Source organism: Streptomyces sp. NPDC004838, from assembly GCF_053600955.1.
The window spans coordinates 259,734-276,081 of record NZ_JBSGAW010000005.1 but is presented as its reverse complement, the minus strand read 5'-3'; the positions used below and the strand labels follow the sequence as shown (position 1 = coordinate 276,081).

10 protein-coding genes and 1 riboswitch are annotated in these 16,348 nt (G+C 71.2%); of the genes, 7 read left to right on the top strand and 3 right to left on the bottom strand.

Features of this window, described 5'->3' with window-relative positions; translation table 11 throughout:
• Window positions 1-37: 37 nt before the first annotated feature.
• Window positions 38-1,735, bottom strand: a complete 1,698-nt coding sequence (locus ACWEFL_RS08670; RefSeq protein ID WP_451709386.1) for an ATP-binding protein — start codon at window positions 1,733-1,735, stop codon at window positions 38-40.
• A gap of 407 nt (window positions 1,736-2,142) precedes the next feature.
• On the opposite strand from ACWEFL_RS08670, the gene ACWEFL_RS08665 reads away from it, so the two are divergent.
• Window positions 2,143-3,378, top strand: coding sequence for a CobW family GTP-binding protein (locus tag ACWEFL_RS08665; RefSeq protein ID WP_451709384.1), 1,236 nt, complete (start codon window positions 2,143-2,145; stop codon window positions 3,376-3,378).
• Between the two features lie 192 nt (window positions 3,379-3,570).
• Here the strand turns inward: ACWEFL_RS08665 and ACWEFL_RS08660 are convergent, their stop codons facing one another.
• Complete coding sequence (locus ACWEFL_RS08660) at window positions 3,571-6,051, bottom strand: DNA gyrase/topoisomerase IV subunit A (RefSeq protein ID WP_451709381.1); 2,481 nt, start codon at window positions 6,049-6,051, stop codon at window positions 3,571-3,573.
• Between the two features lie 402 nt (window positions 6,052-6,453).
• Between ACWEFL_RS08660 and ACWEFL_RS08655 the strand changes: the two genes are divergently transcribed.
• The 3 genes from ACWEFL_RS08655 to ACWEFL_RS08645 all read left to right on the top strand — a co-directional run bounded on the left by ACWEFL_RS08655 (window position 6,454) and on the right by ACWEFL_RS08645 (window position 10,549).
• A complete protein-coding gene (locus ACWEFL_RS08655; RefSeq protein ID WP_451709502.1) occupies window positions 6,454-7,830 on the top strand; it encodes a M16 family metallopeptidase in 1,377 nt (458 codons plus the stop codon).
• 26 nt (window positions 7,831-7,856) lie between these two features.
• Window positions 7,857-9,224 carry a M16 family metallopeptidase gene (locus ACWEFL_RS08650; RefSeq protein WP_451709500.1) on the top strand — a complete coding sequence of 456 codons (1,368 nt, stop codon included), beginning with the start codon at window positions 7,857-7,859 and terminating at the stop codon, window positions 9,222-9,224.
• A gap of 376 nt (window positions 9,225-9,600) precedes the next feature.
• A riboswitch (cyclic di-AMP (ydaO/yuaA leader) is annotated at window positions 9,601-9,762 on the top strand.
• A gap of 13 nt (window positions 9,763-9,775) precedes the next feature.
• Window positions 9,776-10,549 carry a M23 family metallopeptidase gene (locus ACWEFL_RS08645; protein ID WP_451709378.1) on the top strand — a complete coding sequence of 258 codons (774 nt, stop codon included), beginning with the start codon at window positions 9,776-9,778 and terminating at the stop codon, window positions 10,547-10,549.
• 283 nt (window positions 10,550-10,832) lie between these two features.
• Here ACWEFL_RS08645 and ACWEFL_RS08640 read toward each other — a convergent pair whose 3' ends face one another.
• The gene (locus ACWEFL_RS08640; protein WP_451709376.1) at window positions 10,833-11,114 is read right to left on the bottom strand and encodes an HPr family phosphocarrier protein; all 282 of its coding nucleotides are present in this window, start codon (window positions 11,112-11,114) and stop codon (window positions 10,833-10,835) included.
• A gap of 226 nt (window positions 11,115-11,340) precedes the next feature.
• On the opposite strand from ACWEFL_RS08640, the gene ACWEFL_RS08635 reads away from it, so the two are divergent.
• From ACWEFL_RS08635 to ACWEFL_RS08625, 3 genes are read left to right on the top strand one after another with little or no spacing between them, the layout of a single operon-like run.
• Complete coding sequence (locus tag ACWEFL_RS08635; protein WP_451709373.1) at window positions 11,341-14,406, top strand: bifunctional acetate--CoA ligase family protein/GNAT family N-acetyltransferase; 3,066 nt, start codon at window positions 11,341-11,343, stop codon at window positions 14,404-14,406.
• A 57-nt stretch (window positions 14,407-14,463) separates the two neighbouring features.
• Entirely contained in the window at window positions 14,464-15,093 is a 630-nt protein-coding gene (locus ACWEFL_RS08630) for a DUF5998 family protein (protein ID WP_451709370.1), read from the top strand.
• Window positions 15,093-16,295 carry an alkaline phosphatase family protein gene (locus ACWEFL_RS08625; RefSeq protein WP_451709368.1) on the top strand — a complete coding sequence of 401 codons (1,203 nt, stop codon included), beginning with the start codon at window positions 15,093-15,095 and terminating at the stop codon, window positions 16,293-16,295. The genes ACWEFL_RS08630 and ACWEFL_RS08625 overlap by 1 nt, the downstream gene beginning before the upstream one ends.
• Window positions 16,296-16,348 lie beyond the last annotated feature (53 nt).

The following is a 16,348-nucleotide window of genomic DNA, read 5'->3' as shown; positions in this document are numbered from 1 at the left end:
TGGCCGGCCGGCCCGTTCCCGCACTGTCGTCCCTCGCTCATGGCACCACCGCGACGGACGTCGATCCGGAACCGGTCGGTTCGTGTTCGGCGAGTTCGGCCTCGCTCGGTTCGGACTCGCTCAGTCCGGACAGCGCCTCCGGGAGTACGACGATGAAGTCCGCGCCCCCGCCCGGCGCGTTGCGCACCTGGACGCTGCCCCCCTGACGTTCGGCGAGTCTGCGTACGAGGGGGAGTCCGAGGCCGCGCTTGCCGTGCGTCGGCACCTTCTTGGTGGTCCAGCCCTCGATGAAGATCAGGTCGAGCTGCTCGGGCGGGATACCCGGACCGCTGTCCGTGATCCGGATGATCGCCGTGCTGCCCTCCGCGTGCAGTTCGACCTCGATCTTCGCGTCCTCGGTCCCGGAGGCCGCGTCCGTCGCGTTGTCCACGAGGTTGCCGACGACGGTGACCAGCTCGCGCGGGTCGACCACCCGGTCGGGCAGCAACGTGCCGGACGCGATGCGCAGCGAGACTCCGCGCTCCGCCGACACCGCCGCCTTGCCCACCAGCAGGGAGGCCACCAGCGGATCGTGGATCTTCTCGGTGACCTGCTCGGACGTGGCCCGGTGCACCCCGACCACCGTGGTGATGAAGTCCAGCGCCTCATCGTGCATCTCCAGCTCCAGCAGACCGAGGAGGGTGTGCATCCGGTTGGCGTGCTCATGGTCCTGGGCGCGCATGGCGTCGATGAGGCCACGGGTGGAGTCCAGTTCCCGGCCGAGCTGCTCCAGTTCGGTCCGGTCGCGCAGGGTGGCGACGGCGCCGTCGTCGTCGGTGGGCATCCGGTTGGCGATCAGGACCCGGTGGCCGCGCACGGTCACCAGGTCCTCGCCCACGACGCGGCCCGCGAGCACGTCGGTGGTACGGCCCTCGCCCAGCACCTGCTCCAGCGGCAGTCCTTTGCCATCGGATTCGAGGCCCAGCAGGCGCTGTGCCTCGTCGTTCATCAGGCGGACCCTGCCCGAGGCGTCGAGCGCCACAACGCCCTCACGGATGCCGTGCAGCATCGCCTCGCGCTCGGCGAGCAGGGCGGAGATATCGGAGAAGGCCAGGTCATGCGTCTGCCGCTGAAGCCTGCGGGAGATCAGAAAGGCGGCCAGCGCGCCTACGGCGAGCGCCCCTCCGGCGTACACCACCAGTCCGGGGATCGCCGAGAACAGCCGGTCCCGGACATTGTCGTACTCGATGCCGACCGAGACCGCGCCGACGATCTCGCCGGTGTGGTCGCGCAGAGGCACCTTGCCTCTGGCGGAGCGACCGAGCGTTCCGCTGTCTATCTCCATGACCTCCCGTCCCGCGAGGGGGGCGCTGGGGTCGGTGGAGACGACCCGGCCGATCTCCTCGGGGGAGGTGTGCGACCAGCGCACCCCGTCCAAGTCCATGATCACGATGTACTCGGCGCCGGTCGCCTTCCTGATCCGCTCGGCCTCGATCTGAACGGGGCCCGTCAGCGAGGGGCGGGTGCTGGTGAGCTTCTCGGCGATTTCGACGGACGCGGTGGTCTGGGCGATGGAAAGGGCCCTGTGCATCGCCTGTTCGTCGAGCTGAGCGCTGAGCGGAGCGAGAAAGAGGCCGGTGGCGAGGACGGTCACCCCGGTGGCGATGGCCAGCTGCATCAGCAGGACCTGGGAGAAGACCCGCTGCGGCCAGCCGAACCGGCGACGTCGGGCCCGGGTGGTCGGTTCGGGACTCATGTCAAGGACGGTAGAGGGAGAGGGGGGCTTTTCGAAATCGTGCGTACGGATGTGGTGGTGCGGTGAGGGGCCGGGGCGTGGATGGCTTCCGGCCCGGTTCCGTTGTCCGCCGCGCGCGGGCACGGGGCCGAGGGCGGAGGGAATCCCACCGATGCCCGGTTTGCGCGTCGGGGTGGCCCTGGAACGGTGCGGGCCGCCGCGAGCGATGTACGGAGCCCTTCCGCGTGGCCCGCGCCGTCGGCGGCAGCGCCCATATCCTGGAGCGGCCGGGGGACTCGGAGGTCATCCGACCGGCGGCCCGCTCTGTGGGCCCGCTCCGCCGCAGCCCGTTTGCCGAGCCCGTTTGCCGAGTCTGATTCCGATGTCTGATTCCGCAGTACGTTCCCGCAGTCCGAGAGAGGCCCCAGGTGAGTTCCCAGGCACGTTCCAGGCCCGGCCCGGTCCGCCCGCCGAACCAGCAGATCCCCGTCATCGTCCTCGCGGGCTTCCTCGGATCGGGCAAGACCACCTTGCTCAACCACCTCCTCCGGGCCAGTCGGGGGACCCGGATCGGCGCGATCGTCAATGACTTCGGGTCCATCGAGATCGACGCGATGACCGTGGCCGGTCAGCTCGGGGACTCCACCGTCTCCCTCGGCAACGGCTGTCTCTGCTGTGCCGTCGACGCCGGAGAACTGGATCTCTTTCTCGACAGACTCGCCCGTCCCGCCGCCCGTCTCGATGTGATCGTCATCGAAGCGAGCGGACTCGCCGAGCCGCAGGAACTCGTCCGGATGGTGCTCGCCAGCGAGAACGAACGGATCGTGTACGGGGGGCTCGTCGAGGTCGTCGACGCGGCCGAGTTCGAGGCCACGCGCGAGCGGCACCCGGAGATCGACCGGCATCTGGCCGTCGCCGACCTCGTGGTGCTCAACAAGACGGACCGGGTGGAGCGCGCGGAGCTGACCCGGCTCCGTACGAGGCTCTTCGGACCGGCGGCGGTGGTCGAGTCCGTGTACGGAAGGGTCGACCCGGAGCTGTTCTTCGATCGCCGCCCGAGCGCGGAACGGGTCGGTCAGCTCGCCTTCGAGGACCTCCTGGACGACGATGACGCTCAAGCCCGCGGCTGCGGTCACGACCACGATCACGACCATGACCGTGCTCACGGCGGGGTCCCGTCCACGCATCTGCACGCCGCCTACGAGAGCGCCGACTTCACCGCGTACGAGCCCATGAATCCACGCAGACTGCTGGACTTCCTCGACTCGCGGCCCGAGGGGCTCTACCGGATCAAGGGTTTCGTCGACTTCGGTGACGCCGATCCGCGCAATCGGTACGCGGTCCACGCCGTCGGGCGGTTCCTGCGCTTCTACCCCGAGCCCTGGCCGCGTGATGCCGAGCGGCTGACCCAACTGGTGCTCATCGGCTCGGACATCGACGCCCCGGCGCTGCTGAAGCGACTCGACGCGGCCCGCGCCACCGGACCGGAGGACATCGGCGACGAGCGGAGCATGTGGGGCATCCTGCGGTACGTACCGGACGCGTCCGACGAGCCGGGACCCGAAGCGGACCCCGCCGAGCGGGACGAGCCGACGCCGAACCCCGACTCCGCGGACCTGTACGGCTCCACGGGCCCGTACGGCCAGGGGTACGGAGAGGGCTGAGCCGGCCCGGCCCACCGCACGCGGCCGCTCCGCACCCTGCTCGCCGTCTGCCATGGGAAGGCCGTCCCGTCGGCAGGGCTCCGCCGCCCGGAACGCTCCCTGCTCGCGACGCTCCGTCGCCGGGCAGAGGCACGCCGGTCGTCGGCCCGTCCGGATCCGGACGGGCCGGCAACAGACCCTGCCGGGGCGCGGCTAGCGCGCCGGGCCCGCCAGGACCGCCACATCCGAGGAGGGGGGCGGGGTTCCCGAGCCGTCCCGGCGCGGGTCCGGTTCCGGGAGCCGGGCCGGCGCGCCGTTCTTCTGCGCCGCGCGCGCCGGGGTCTCGCCAGCCCATGCCAGCAGCAGCACATCCTCGCCCTTGAGGAAGCGCTGACAGCGCACCCCGCCCGTGGCCCGCCCCTTGCGCGGGTACTGGTCGAAGGGGGTGAGCTTCACCGTGGTGATCGAGTCGTCGAGCGCGCCCGTCGAGCCCGCCGCGGTGAAGACCACCGCGTCGGCCGCCGGGTCCACCGCGGTGAACGAGATCACCTGAGCGCCCTCCGACAGCTTGATTCCGGCCATGCCGCCCGCCGCCCGGCCCTGCGGCCGGACCTGGGACGCCTGGTAGCGCAGCAACTGCGCGTCGGAGGCGATGAAGACGAGGTCCTCCTCGCCCGTACGCAGCTCGGCGCCGCCGACGACCCGGTCGCCCTCCTTGAGGGTGATGACCTCGAGCTCGTCCTTGTTCGCCGGATAGTCGGGCACCACACGCTTGACGACGCCGTGCAGCGTGCCGAGCGCGAGACCGGGCGACGACTCCTCCAGCGTGGTGAGGCACACCACCGTCTCGCCCGCCTCCAGCGACAGGAACTCCGACAGGGGAGCCCCGCCCGAGAGGTTCGGCGCGGTCGCGGTCTGCGGAAGCTGCGGGAGATCGATCACCGCGAGCCGCAGCAGCCGTCCGGCCGAGGTCACCACCCCCACATCGCCGCGCGCGGTCGCGAGAACGGCCGACACGATCAGATCGTGCTTGGTCCGCTTGTCGCCGCTCTCCGGCAGGGGCTCGCCCGTCGCCGTACGCGCCAGCAGGCCCGTCGAGGACAGCAGTACCCGGCACGGGTCGTCCGCCACCTCCAGCGCCACCGCCGCGACCGGGGTCGCCGCCGACTCCAGCAGCACGGTCCGCCGTTCGGTCCCGAACTTCTTCGCGACCGCCGCCAGCTCGCCCGAGACGAGCTTCCGCAGCTCGGCGTCCGACTCCAGGATCCGGGTCAGCTCGGCGATCTCGTCCGTGAGCCTGTCGCGCTCGCTCTCCAGCTCGATGCGGTCGAACCTGGTCAGCCGGCGCAGCGGGGTGTCGAGGATGTACTGCGTCTGGATGTCGGAGAGCGAGAAGTGCTCGATCAGCCGCTCCTTCGCCTGCGCGGAGTTCTCACTCGACCGGATGAGGCGGATGACCTCGTCGATGTCGAGCAGGGCGACGAGAAGGCCCTCCACCAGATGCAGGCGGTCGCGCCGCTTGCCGCGCCGGAACTCGCTGCGGCGGCGCACCACCTCGAAGCGGTGGTCGAGATAGACCTCCAGCAGCTCCTTGAGCCCCAGGGTCAGCGGCTGGCCGTCCACCAGCGCCACATTGTTGATGCCGAAGGACTCCTCCATCGGCGTCAGCTTGTAGAGCTGCTCCAGCACGGCCTCCGGAACGAAGCCGTTCTTGATCTCGATGACCAGGCGGAGCCCGTGGGCGCGGTCGGTGAGGTCCTTGACGTCGGCGATGCCCTGGAGCCTCTTCGACCCCACCAGATCCTTGATCTTCCCGATCACCTTCTCCGGACCGACGGCGAAGGGAAGTTCGGTGACGACCAGGCCCTTGCGGCGCGGCGTGACATCCTCCACGGTCGCCGTCGCACGGATCTTGAAGGTGCCCCGGCCCGTCTCGTACGCGTCCTTGATCCCTGCCAGACCCACGATCCGGCCGCCCGTCGGCAGATCGGGGCCCGGTACGAACCGCATCAGGGCCTCCAGATCGGCGCCCGGATATCTGATCAGATGCCGGGCGGCCGCGATGACCTCGCCCAGATTGTGCGGCGCCATATTGGTCGCCATACCGACCGCGATGCCCGACGAGCCGTTGACCAGCAGATTCGGATACGCGGCCGGAAGCGCGACGGGCTCCTGCTCCTGGCCGTCGTAGTTCGGTGCGAAATCGACCGTGTCCTCGTCGATCGAGTCCGTCATCAGCGTCGTCGCGTCGGCCATCCGGCACTCGGTGTACCGCATGGCGGCGGGCGGGTCGTCATTGCCCAGCGAGCCGAAGTTCCCGTGGCCGTCGACGAGCGGGACCCGCATCGAGAACGGCTGGGCCATCCGCACCAGCGCGTCGTAGATCGAGGCGTCGCCGTGCGGATGCAGCTTGCCCATGACCTCGCCGACGACACGCGCGCACTTCACATAGCCGCGGTCGGGGCGCAGCCCCATCTCGCTCATCTGGTAGACGATGCGGCGCTGCACCGGCTTCATGCCGTCGCGGGCGTCGGGCAAGGCACGCGAGTAGATCACCGAGTATGCGTATTCGAGGAAGGAGCCCTGCATCTCGTCGACGACGTCGATGTCGAGGATCCGCTCCTCGAAATCTCCCCCTGACCTTCGGTTGGGGGGACCCCCAGGCGACGGGGTTTTCGTGCTGCGGCGGGCCATCGCGGCTGCTGCTCCTCACGTACCGGATCGGGAACTGACGCCGACCATTGTGGACCGTCCCACTGACAAGACGGACCGCGACCCGTGAACACGCCCGCCGCGGCCCGCTGAACACGCCCGCCGCGAGGAGCCGGACACGCCTGCCGCGAGGCGCCGGACACGCCTGCCGAAGCCCGCCGCGAGCACCGGCGGAACCCCGCAGTGAGCACCGGCGGAACCCCGCCGTGAGCACCGGCGGCGGCCCGCCCGGCGCGCCGGGCGGGAGCGCGAACACGCCCAGCGCGCTCCCGGAACTTCGCCTGCCGCGAAACGGGAACTTCGCCAGGTGTCAGCGCGCTTGCATACAGTGGCAGTGCAGGGAAAACAACCAACAGCATCGCGATCGAAGGGACGTACATGCCCATGGGTCACACGGCCACAGCGCAGGCCGGTTCTGGCGGCCTGACAGCGACGGAGCACCGGCTGGCCAACGGCCTGCGCGTGGTGCTCTCCGAGGACCACTTGACCCCGGTCGCAGCGGTCTGCCTCTGGTACGACGTGGGCTCACGTCATGAGGTCAAGGGACGCACAGGACTCGCCCACCTCTTCGAGCACCTGATGTTCCAGGGCTCCAAGCAGGTCCATGGCAACGGGCACTTCGAGCTGGTGCAGGGCGCCGGCGGCTCGCTCAACGGCACCACCAGCTTCGAGCGGACCAACTACTTCGAGACGATGCCCACCCACCAGCTGGAGCTGGCGCTCTGGCTGGAGGCGGACCGCATGGGCTCCCTGCTCGCCGCCCTCGACGACGAGTCGATGGAGAACCAGCGCGACGTGGTCAAGAACGAGCGCCGACAGCGGTACGACAACGTTCCGTACGGCACGGCCTTCGAGAAGCTGACCGCCCTCGCCTACCCCGAGGGCCATCCGTACCACCACACCCCGATCGGTTCCATGGCCGATCTGGACGCGGCGACCCTGGAGGACGCCCGCGCCTTCTTCCGTACGTACTACGCGCCCAACAACGCGGTGCTGTCGGTCGTCGGCGACATCGATCCGGAGCGGACGCTCTCGTGGATCGAGAAGTACTTCGGCTCCATCCCCTCCCACGACGGCAAGCAGCCCCCGCGCGACGGCTCCCTCCCGGAGAACATCGGCGAGCAACTGCGCGAGGTCGTCGAGGAGGACGTACCGGCCCGTGCGCTGATGGCCGCCTACCGGCTGCCGCACGACGGCACCCGCGAATGCGACGCCGTCGACGTGGCGCTGACCGTGCTGGGCGGGGGCGAGTCCTCCCGGCTGCACAACCGTCTGGTGCGCCGAGACCAGACGGCTGTGGCGGCCGGATTCGGGCTGCTGCGCCTCGCCGGCGCGCCCTCCCTGGGGTGGCTGGACGTGAAGACGTCCGGCGGGGTCGAGGTGCCGCAGATCGAGGCCGCGGTCGACGAGGAGCTGGCCCGGTTCGCCGAGGAAGGTCCCACGTCCGAGGAGATGGAGCGCGCGCAGGCCCAGCTGGAGCGCGAGTGGCTGGACCGGCTCGGCACCGTCGCGGGCCGCGCCGACGAACTGTGCCGGTACGCGGTGCTGTTCGGCGACCCGCAGCTCGCGCTGACGGCCGTGGAGCGCATCCTCACGATCACCGCCGAGGAGGTGCGGGCGGTCGCCAAGGCCCGGCTGCGCCCCGACAACCGCGCGGTGCTGGTGTACGAACCGGTCTCCGACACGGGCGACACGACCGGCACGACCGGCACGACCGACCAGGACAACCAGAGCGACGAGGAAGAGGGAGCGGACCGGTGACCCATGCCGCTGAGCCGTTGACCACCATGGAGTTCCACCCCCAGCCCAAGGCGGGGGAGCCCATGCCCTGGGCGTTCCCCGCCCCTGATCGCGGCACCCTGGACAACGGCCTGACCGTGCTGCGCTGCCACCGCCCCGGCCAGCAGGTGGTGGCGGTCGAGATCTCCCTCGACGCCCCGCTGGGCGCCGAGCCCGAGGGACTCGACGGTGTCGCCACGATCATGGCGCGCGCGCTGTCCGAGGGTACCGACAAGCGCACCGCCGAGGAGTTCGCGGCCGAGCTGGAGCGCTGCGGCGCCACCCTCGACGCGCACGCCGACCACCCCGGCGTCCGCGTCTCCCTGGAAGTCCCGGTCTCCCGGCTGCCCAAGGCGCTCGGGCTGCTCGCCGAGGCTTTGAGGGCGCCCGCCTTCGCCGAGAGCGAGATCGAGCGGCTCGTACGCAACCGGCTGGACGAGATCCCGCACGAGACGGCCAACCCGGGCCGCCGCGCGGCCAAGGAGCTGTACCGGCAGCTGTTCCCGTCCTCGCTGCGCATGTCCCGTCCCCGCCAGGGGACGGAGGAGACCGTGGCCCGGATCGACTCCGCCGCCGTACGGGCGTTCTTCGAGGCCCATGTACGGCCCGCCACGGCCACCGCGGTGATCGTCGGTGATCTCACGGGGGTCGATCTCGACGCCGTGCTCGCCGAGACCGTCGGCGACTGGACGGGCGACACGGCCGAGCGCGGGCCGGCGCCGGTGATCACCGCGGACGACACGGGACGGGTGGTCATCGTGGACCGTCCCGGCGCGGTGCAGACCCAGTTGCTGATCGGCCGGATCGGCCCGGACCGGCACGACCGGGTCTGGCCCGCCCAGGTGCTCGGCACCTACTGCCTGGGCGGCACGCTCACCTCCCGGCTGGACCGGGTGCTGCGTGAGGAGAAGGGCTACACGTACGGCGTACGGGCCTTCGGCCAGGTGCTGTGCTCCGCCCCGGACGGGTCGGGCGCGTCGCTGCTCGGCATCAGCGGTTCCGTGGACACGCCCAACACCGGACCGGCGCTGGAGGACCTGTGGAAGGTGCTGCGGACGCTGGCGGCCGAGGGCCTGACCGACAGCGAACGCGATGTCGCCGTGCAGAATCTGGTGGGCGTCGCGCCGCTGCGGTTCGAGATGGCCGCTTCCGTCGCGGGCACCCTCGCCGACCAGGTGGAGCAGCATCTCCCGGACGATTTCCAGGCGCAGTTGTACGTCCGCCTCGCCGAGACCGGCACCGTGGAGGCGACGGCCGCGGCCGTGGCCGCCTTCCCGGAGGACCGGCTCGTCACCGTGCTGGTCGGTGACGCCTCGCAGATCGAGGAGCCGGTCAGGGCGCTCGGGATCGGCGAAGTGACGGTTGTCACGGGCTGATTGAGCCACCGCGCGGAGTCCGACCCGGACCTGACCTGGAACCGACCCGGATCCCGCCCGGATCCGGCCCGGATCCGACGGCGACCCGACCGACCCGGCCCGGCTCGGACCCGACGCGGGGGTGACACGGCTCGGCCGCGGTGGTTGGCCGCGTCCGGGTCGCCGTCGGAGCGAACGCGTGAGCGGCACGGATCCCCGGCATCCATGGGATGTCGGGGATCTGTCGTAGACACCGTCAAATGTCCCATTTATTGAGAAGTTGGGCGAGAAGTCCTGTGGCATGTGCAACAAAACAGGGCGTGTGTTTGGTGATCGACAGCGCTCCGGCCTAGCGTCGACCCGGCTGCACGCCAGAAGCACGCCGCATCCGCGGCACGGGCAGTCATCGCCGAATCCCCGTCAGGCGCGAGCCAGGGGGAGCCGGGGACCCAGTCCCCATGGGGTGAATCGGACCCCTTCGCGCCGTGCGGAGGAGTCCGTAGGAGACCTTCCTGCTCCGAACCCGTCAGCTAACCCGGTAGGCGAGAAGGAAGGAAAGGATCAGCCTCTCCATGGCGTTCGCCCGTCCTGCCGGGAAACACCGCGCCCCGAACCGTGTGACGCGCAAGAGCGCGAGCATCGCCGGAGCCGCGACTCTCGCCACCACCGGTGTCATCGGAACCATCGCGTCCCCGGCGTTCGCCGCGGACTCCGGTGCCAAGACCGCGGAGCCCGGCGGTGTCAGCGTCGAGGACACCGGACTCACCCAGACCCTCGCCGTCGAGACCCTCGCCGACGAGGTCGCCGATCAGGCGTTCGTCCAGCAGCAGGAGGCCGCCGAGGCCGCCGCTCGCGCGGAGGCGGCGGCCGAAGCCCGAGCCAAGGCGGCCCGTGCGGCCGAGGAGCGCGCCGCCCGTGAGGCCGAGCGCAAGCTCCTCAACTCCTACCGGCTGCCCGTCGCCGGTTCGCATGTCTCCACGGCCTACCAGGCCAACAGTTCGCTCTGGTCCTCCGGCAGCCACACCGGCGTCGACTTCCGCGCGCCGTACGGCACCTCCGTGGTGTCCGTGGGCGCCGGCACCGTCGTCGAGGCCGGCTGGGGCGGCGCGTACGGCTACAACGTCGTGATCAAGATGAACGACGGCTCGTACACCCAGTACGGCCACCTCGCCGCCATCGGCGTCTCCGTGGGCCAGAACGTCATGCCCGGCCAGCGGATCGGTGCCGCGGGCTCGACCGGCAACTCCACCGGGCCGCACCTTCACTTCGAGGTCCGCACCGATGCCGAGTACGGGTCCGACATCAACCCGATCTCGTATCTGCGTGCGCGCGGTGTGAAGGTCTGATCTCCGCGCCGAATCGCTGCCTGTGCTGCTGTCCGCGTCAGCCGTGCTGTCCATAGGATTCGCCTTCCGGAGGTCCCGGCGTACAGACGCCGGGACCTCCGGCGTTCGCCGTCCCGTCCGACCGCCGAAGAACTCGCCGGCCATCGGACGAACAGGGCCGGGCATCTCATGGAACGGAAGGAGCCGCGTCTCCCGAATACGGGAAGCGCGGCTCCAGGTCGTACGGCCGAACGGAGATCCGTACAACGACGGCGGATCGACGGATCAGGAACGGATCAGGTCGTCAGACCGTCTCGGGCAGCTCTTCGAGGCCCTCGGCCACCAGCTTGGCCAGCCGGTCCAGGGCGACCTCCGCGTCGTCCGCGTCGGACGCGAGCACGATCTCTTCGCCGCCCTGCGCGCCCAGGCCGAGGACGGCGAGCATGGAGGCGGCGTTCACCGGAGTGCCGTCGGCCCTGGCGATCGTCACCGGGACGCCGGAGGCCGTGGCGGCACGGACGAAGATGGAAGCGGGGCGGGCGTGAAGGCCCTCGGCCCAGCCGACGTTGACGCGGCGCTCAGCCATGGTGTTGCCCTTCAAGTTTCAGCGGTTGTCTAGACCAGTCTCTCACGACGGGCCGGTGTTCTCCGTACCGACCGCTTGTCCCGGCATTGTCCCGGCCTTCCGGTCGGTCGGCGCTCCCAGATTGCCGTGCCGGAGCACCGGCCGCGACCTGTGACCTCGCCGCAGCGGCCAGTGACCATCGCGGAGAGCCCCCCTTGAACGGTGGCCGCGCCGTAGGCTTTCTGCCATGCAGACGGACGGCGATCACGCGTACCCCGACCACTGGGAAGCGGACGTGGTGCTGCGTGACGGCGCCACCGCGCGTATCAGGCCCATCACCGTCGATGACGCCGACCGGCTGATCAGCTTCTATGAGAAGGTCTCGGACGAGTCGAAGTATTACCGCTTCTTCGCGCCCTACCCGCGGCTGTCCCCGAAGGACGTGCACCGGTTCACCCATCACGACTATGTGGACAGGGTGGGGCTCGCCGCCATGGTCGGCGGGGAGTTCATCGCGACCGTCCGCTACGACCGCATCGACGAGCAGGGCCGTCCCGCGGGAGCGCCCGCGGACGAGGCGGAGGTCGCGTTCCTGGTCCAGGACGCCCACCAGGGGCGCGGGATCGCCTCCGCGATGCTCGAACACATCGCCGCGGTCGCGCGTGAGCGCGGCATCCGGCGGTTCGCCGCCGAGGTCCTGCCCGCGAACACCAAGATGATCAAGGTGTTCCGGGACGGCGGGTATACCCAGAAGCGCTCTTTCGGGGACGGCTCCGTCCATCTGACGCTCGACCTCGAACCGACCGCCGAGTCCCTCGCGGTGCAGCGCGGCCGCGAACAGCGCGCGGAGGCACGTTCCGTGCAGCGGTTGCTCGCGCCCCGGGCGGTCGCGGTCGTCGGCACCGGGCGGGCCGCCGGAGGCGTGGGACGGACCGTGCTGCGCAACCTGCTGGGCGCGGGGTACACCGGTCGTGCGTACGCCGTGAACCACGCGTTTCCAGCACCGCCGTCATCGCCGTCAGCGCCGTCGTCGCGATGGGAAGTGGACGGGGTACCGGCGTTCCGTTCCATCGGCGAGATCGTCGCCGAGACCGGGAAGCCCGTCGATCTCGCGGTCGTCGCCGTGCCCGCCGAACGGGTGCCGGACGCCGTCGCCGACTGCGGTGAGCACGGAGTGCGCGGGCTGGTCGTCCTCACGGCCGGTTACGCGGAGAGCGGCGCGGAAGGGCTGGCCCGGCAGCGGGAGCTGGTGCGCCAGGCCCGGTCCTACGGCATGCGGATCATCGGCCCGAACTCCTTCGGCGTCATCAGCACGGCGGAGGCGGTCCGGCTCAACGCGTCGCTCGCGCCCGAGTCCCCGGCGGCCGGGCGGATCGGGTTGTTCACCCAGTCCGGGGCGATCGGCATCGCGCTGCTGTCAGGGCTGCACCGACGGGGAGCGGGGCTCTCGACCTTCATCTCGTCCGGCAACCGGGCGGATGTGTCCGGCAACGACTTTCTCCAGTACTGGTACGAGGACCCGGACACCGATGTGGCCCTGCTGTACCTGGAGTCCCTCGGCAACCCGCGGAAGTTCACCCGGCTCGCACGGCGCACGGCGGCGGTGAAGCCGGTCGTGGTGGTCAAGGGCGCGCGCCACAGCGGCAGTGCGCCGCCGGGCCACGCGGTGCCGGTCGCGCGGATCCCGGACGCGGCCGTCGGGGCGCTGCTGCGGCAGGCGGGCGTCATCCGCGTCGACACGGTCACCGAACTCGTCGACGTGGGTCTCCTCCTCGCGGGCCAGCCCCTGCCGGCGGGCCCGCGCGTGGCGATCCTCGGCAACTCCGAGTCCCTCGGGCTGCTGGCGTACGACGCCTGCCTCGCGGAGGGACTCCGTCCGCTGCCACCGGTCGATCTGACCACCGCCGCCACCCCCGCGGACTTCCGTACGGCGCTCGCGCGGGCGCTGGCGGACGACGGGTGTGACGCCGCGGTCGTCACGGCCATCCCGTGGGTCGGCGACAACGGAACCACCGAGTCCGGAGACGGCGAGGTACTGGCGGCCGCGCTCCGGGACGCGTCCGCCGCCGCTCCGGCGAAGCCGGTGGCGGTGGTCCATGTGGAACTGGGCGGCCTCGCGGACGCGCTCGCGGCGGCGAGCAGCACGGTTCCCCGGCCGAACGGCGCGGCCTCCGCGGGTAAGGCCGGTTCCCCGGCGGGTACGGGTACGGGTGCGGACGGAGCGCCGGTCGGGGGCCGGACGGATTCCCCCGCCGGCGCCGGATCGCCTACGGATACGGACAGCCGTGCAGGTACCGGCCTGGACACCCGCACGCGCACGGACGCGGGCGAGGCGCGTGACCGGTCGGCCGGCGGCGCTCCGGTCGGCGGTCCCGGCACCTCCGCCACCTCCCGCCCGGCCTCCGCCGCCGACCCCGCCGTCACCGCACCCGCGCCCGCCACGCGTCGTATCCCCGCCTATCCCGCCGCCGAGCGGGCCGTCCGGGCGCTCTCCGAGGCCGTGAAGTACGCCCGGTGGCGCAGGCAAGCCGCGGAACCCGGGAAGGTGCCCGAGTACGAGGACGTCGACGAGGCCGGAGCCGCCGTGCGGATCGACCGGCTGCTCGGGGAGGGCCCGGACTCCCGTGGACTCACCCTCGGTACCGAGGACGCGCACGGTCTGCTCGCGTCGTACGGCATCCATGTGCGGCCGACGATGCCCGCGCCCGGCCCGGACGAAGCCGTACGCGCCGCCGAACGGCTCGGTTACCCCGTGGCGCTCAAGACCACCGCGCCCCATCTGCGGCACCGCGCCGACCTCGGGGGCGTACGGCTGGACCTCGCGGGCGAGGACCAACTGCGGCAGGCGTACCGCGAGCTGACCGAGCTGCTCGGGAAGCCCGTGGAGCTCCAGCCGGTCGTCCAGGCGATGGTGCCGCGCGGTGTGGACACCGTCGTACGGGCCGTCGTCGACCCCGCGGCCGGCGCGTACCTCTCCTTCGGGCTCGCGGGCGCTCCGTCCGAGTTGCTCGGGGACACCTCCCACCGGCTCGTCCCCGTCACCGACCGTGACGCCGCCGAGCAGATCCGGAGCATCCGGACCGCCCCCCTCCTCTTCGGCTGGCGCGGCTCAGCGCCCGTCGATACCGCCGCGCTCGAAGAGCTGCTGTTGCGCGTATCACAACTGGTCGACGATCACCCAGAAGTGATCGGAATCAGTCTTGAACCAGTCGTTGTCGCTCAACAAGGGCTCTCCGTTCTCGGAGCTTCCGTACGGCTCGCGCCGTCATTCACCCTCACCGACCTCGGCCCACGCCGACTCCCCAGCTACTGAGCACTGCTCGGCACCACCGAGCGTTCGACGCCCTTCGGGGCCCGTAGGATGGACCACATGGCGAAGACCGGTACGACGACCCAGGGGCTGCGCGCGGCGATCGAGCGCAGCGGCTACTACCCGGCTCTCGTGGCCGAGGCGGTGGAGGCCGCCGTCGGAGGTGAGCAGGTGGCGTCGTACCTGGTGCACCAGGAGACGACGTTCGACGCCAACGAGGTGCGCCGCCATGTCACCGTCCTGGTGCTGACGTCCAACCGTTTCATCGTCAGCCACACCGATGAGCAGACCGCCGACTCCAGCTCCCCGACACCGTTCGCCACGACCTCCACCGAATCGGTCAAACTCGACCGGATCTCGTCGGTCGTCGTCAGCCGGGTCGTCGCCAACCCGGAGTCGTACACGCCCGGCACCCTGCCGCGCGAGGTCGTTCTCACCATCGGCTGGGGTGCGGTGTCCCGGCTGGATCTGGAGCCCGCCGCCTGTGGCGACCCGAACTGCGAGGCCGACCACGGCTACACCGGCAACTCCACCGCGGACGACCTGAGCCTGCGGGTCAGCGAGGCCGGTGACGGCCCGGACACGGTCCGCCAGACGCTCGTCTTCGCCCAGGCGCTCTCGGAGGCCACCGCGGCCACGTCGGCACCTGCCGCTACCTCGGCCGCTGCCGCCACCTCGGCCACGAACTGATGGTCCAGTCCGCGACACCGGCAGTCTGGCCCGAGGAACCCGCCCCGCTCGCCGTCGACACGGCCCCCGTCCCCGAGTACGGCACCGGCTCGCTCGCCGATCTGCTGCCGACGCTCGCCGCGGGCCAGGGCGTGCCGGGACTCGCTCCGGCGATCCCCGAACTCACCCCCGCCGACCGGAACTGCGTCTTCCTGATCGACGGGCTCGGCTGGGAGCAGATCAGGAACCATCCCGACGAGGCCCCGTTTCTCACCTCGCTCCTCCACACCTCGCGCGGCGGCACCGGACGGCCCATCACGGTCGGCTTTCCCGCCACCACGGCCACCTCGCTGGCCTCCATCGGCACCGGTCTGGCACCCGGCCTGCACGGACTGCCCGGATACCTGGTGCGCGACCCCGACACCGGGGAGCTGATGAATCAGCTGCGCTGGCAGCCCTACACCGATCCCCGGCTGTGGCAGCCGTACCCGACCGTGTTCCACCTCGCCGACCAGGCCGGAGTCCACACCGCCCAGGTCTCGTCCCCGATCTTCGAGCACACCCCGCTCACCACGATCGCGCTCAGCGGCGGAACGTTTCACGGACGGCTCGGCGGCGAGGAGCGGATGGACCTCGCGGCGGAGCAACTCGCCGCGGGCGACCGCTCGCTCGTCTACACGTACTACAGCGAGGTCGACGGCAAGGGGCATCGCTTCGGAGTCGACTCCGACGCCTGGCGCGGCCAGCTCATGTACGCCGACCGGCTGGTGCAGCGGCTCGCGGAGCAACTGCCGCCCCGCGCGGCCCTTTACGTCACCGCCGACCACGGCATGGTCGACATCCCCTTCGACGAGGAGTCGCGCATCGACTTCGACGAGGACTGGGAGCTGCGCGCCGGGGTCGCCCTGCTGGGCGGTGAGGGCAGGGCCCGCCATGTGTACGCCGTGCCGGGCGCGGAAGCCGATGTGCTGGCGGTCTGGCGCGAGGTGCTCGGCGACCGGTTCTGGGTGGCGAGCCGCGAGGAGGCGATCGCGGCGGGCTGGTTCGGGCCCGTGGTCGACGAGCGGGTCACCGGCCGGATCGGCGATGTGGTCGCCGCGGCCAGCGACGATGTGCTGATCACGGCCTCCGTCCGCGAGCCCAATGAGTCGGCGATGGTCGGAGTGCACGGTTCCATGACGCCCGGCGAGCAGTTCGTGCCGCTGCTCGAAGTGCGCTCCTGACCCCATCCCCGGGCACCCCGTGGCAAGCCCGTGTCCGTCAGCCGCGCCCGCCG

Coding starts and splice junctions, on each gene's coding strand:
- ACWEFL_RS08640 (WP_451709376.1), bottom strand. CDS start 11,114: ATGGCTGAGCGCCGCGTCAACGTCGGCTGGGCCGAGGGCCTTCACGCC.
- ACWEFL_RS08635 (WP_451709373.1), top strand. CDS start 11,341: ATGCAGACGGACGGCGATCACGCGTACCCCGACCACTGGGAAGCGGAC.
- ACWEFL_RS08625 (WP_451709368.1), top strand. CDS start 15,093: ATGGTCCAGTCCGCGACACCGGCAGTCTGGCCCGAGGAACCCGCCCCG.
- ACWEFL_RS08660 (WP_451709381.1), bottom strand. CDS start 6,051: ATGGCCCGCCGCAGCACGAAAACCCCGTCGCCTGGGGGTCCCCCCAAC.
- ACWEFL_RS08630 (WP_451709370.1), top strand. CDS start 14,464: ATGGCGAAGACCGGTACGACGACCCAGGGGCTGCGCGCGGCGATCGAG.
- ACWEFL_RS08670 (WP_451709386.1), bottom strand. CDS start 1,735: ATGAGTCCCGAACCGACCACCCGGGCCCGACGTCGCCGGTTCGGCTGG.
- ACWEFL_RS08650 (WP_451709500.1), top strand. CDS start 7,857: ATGGAGTTCCACCCCCAGCCCAAGGCGGGGGAGCCCATGCCCTGGGCG.
- ACWEFL_RS08655 (WP_451709502.1), top strand. CDS start 6,454: ATGGGTCACACGGCCACAGCGCAGGCCGGTTCTGGCGGCCTGACAGCG.
- ACWEFL_RS08645 (WP_451709378.1), top strand. CDS start 9,776: ATGGCGTTCGCCCGTCCTGCCGGGAAACACCGCGCCCCGAACCGTGTG.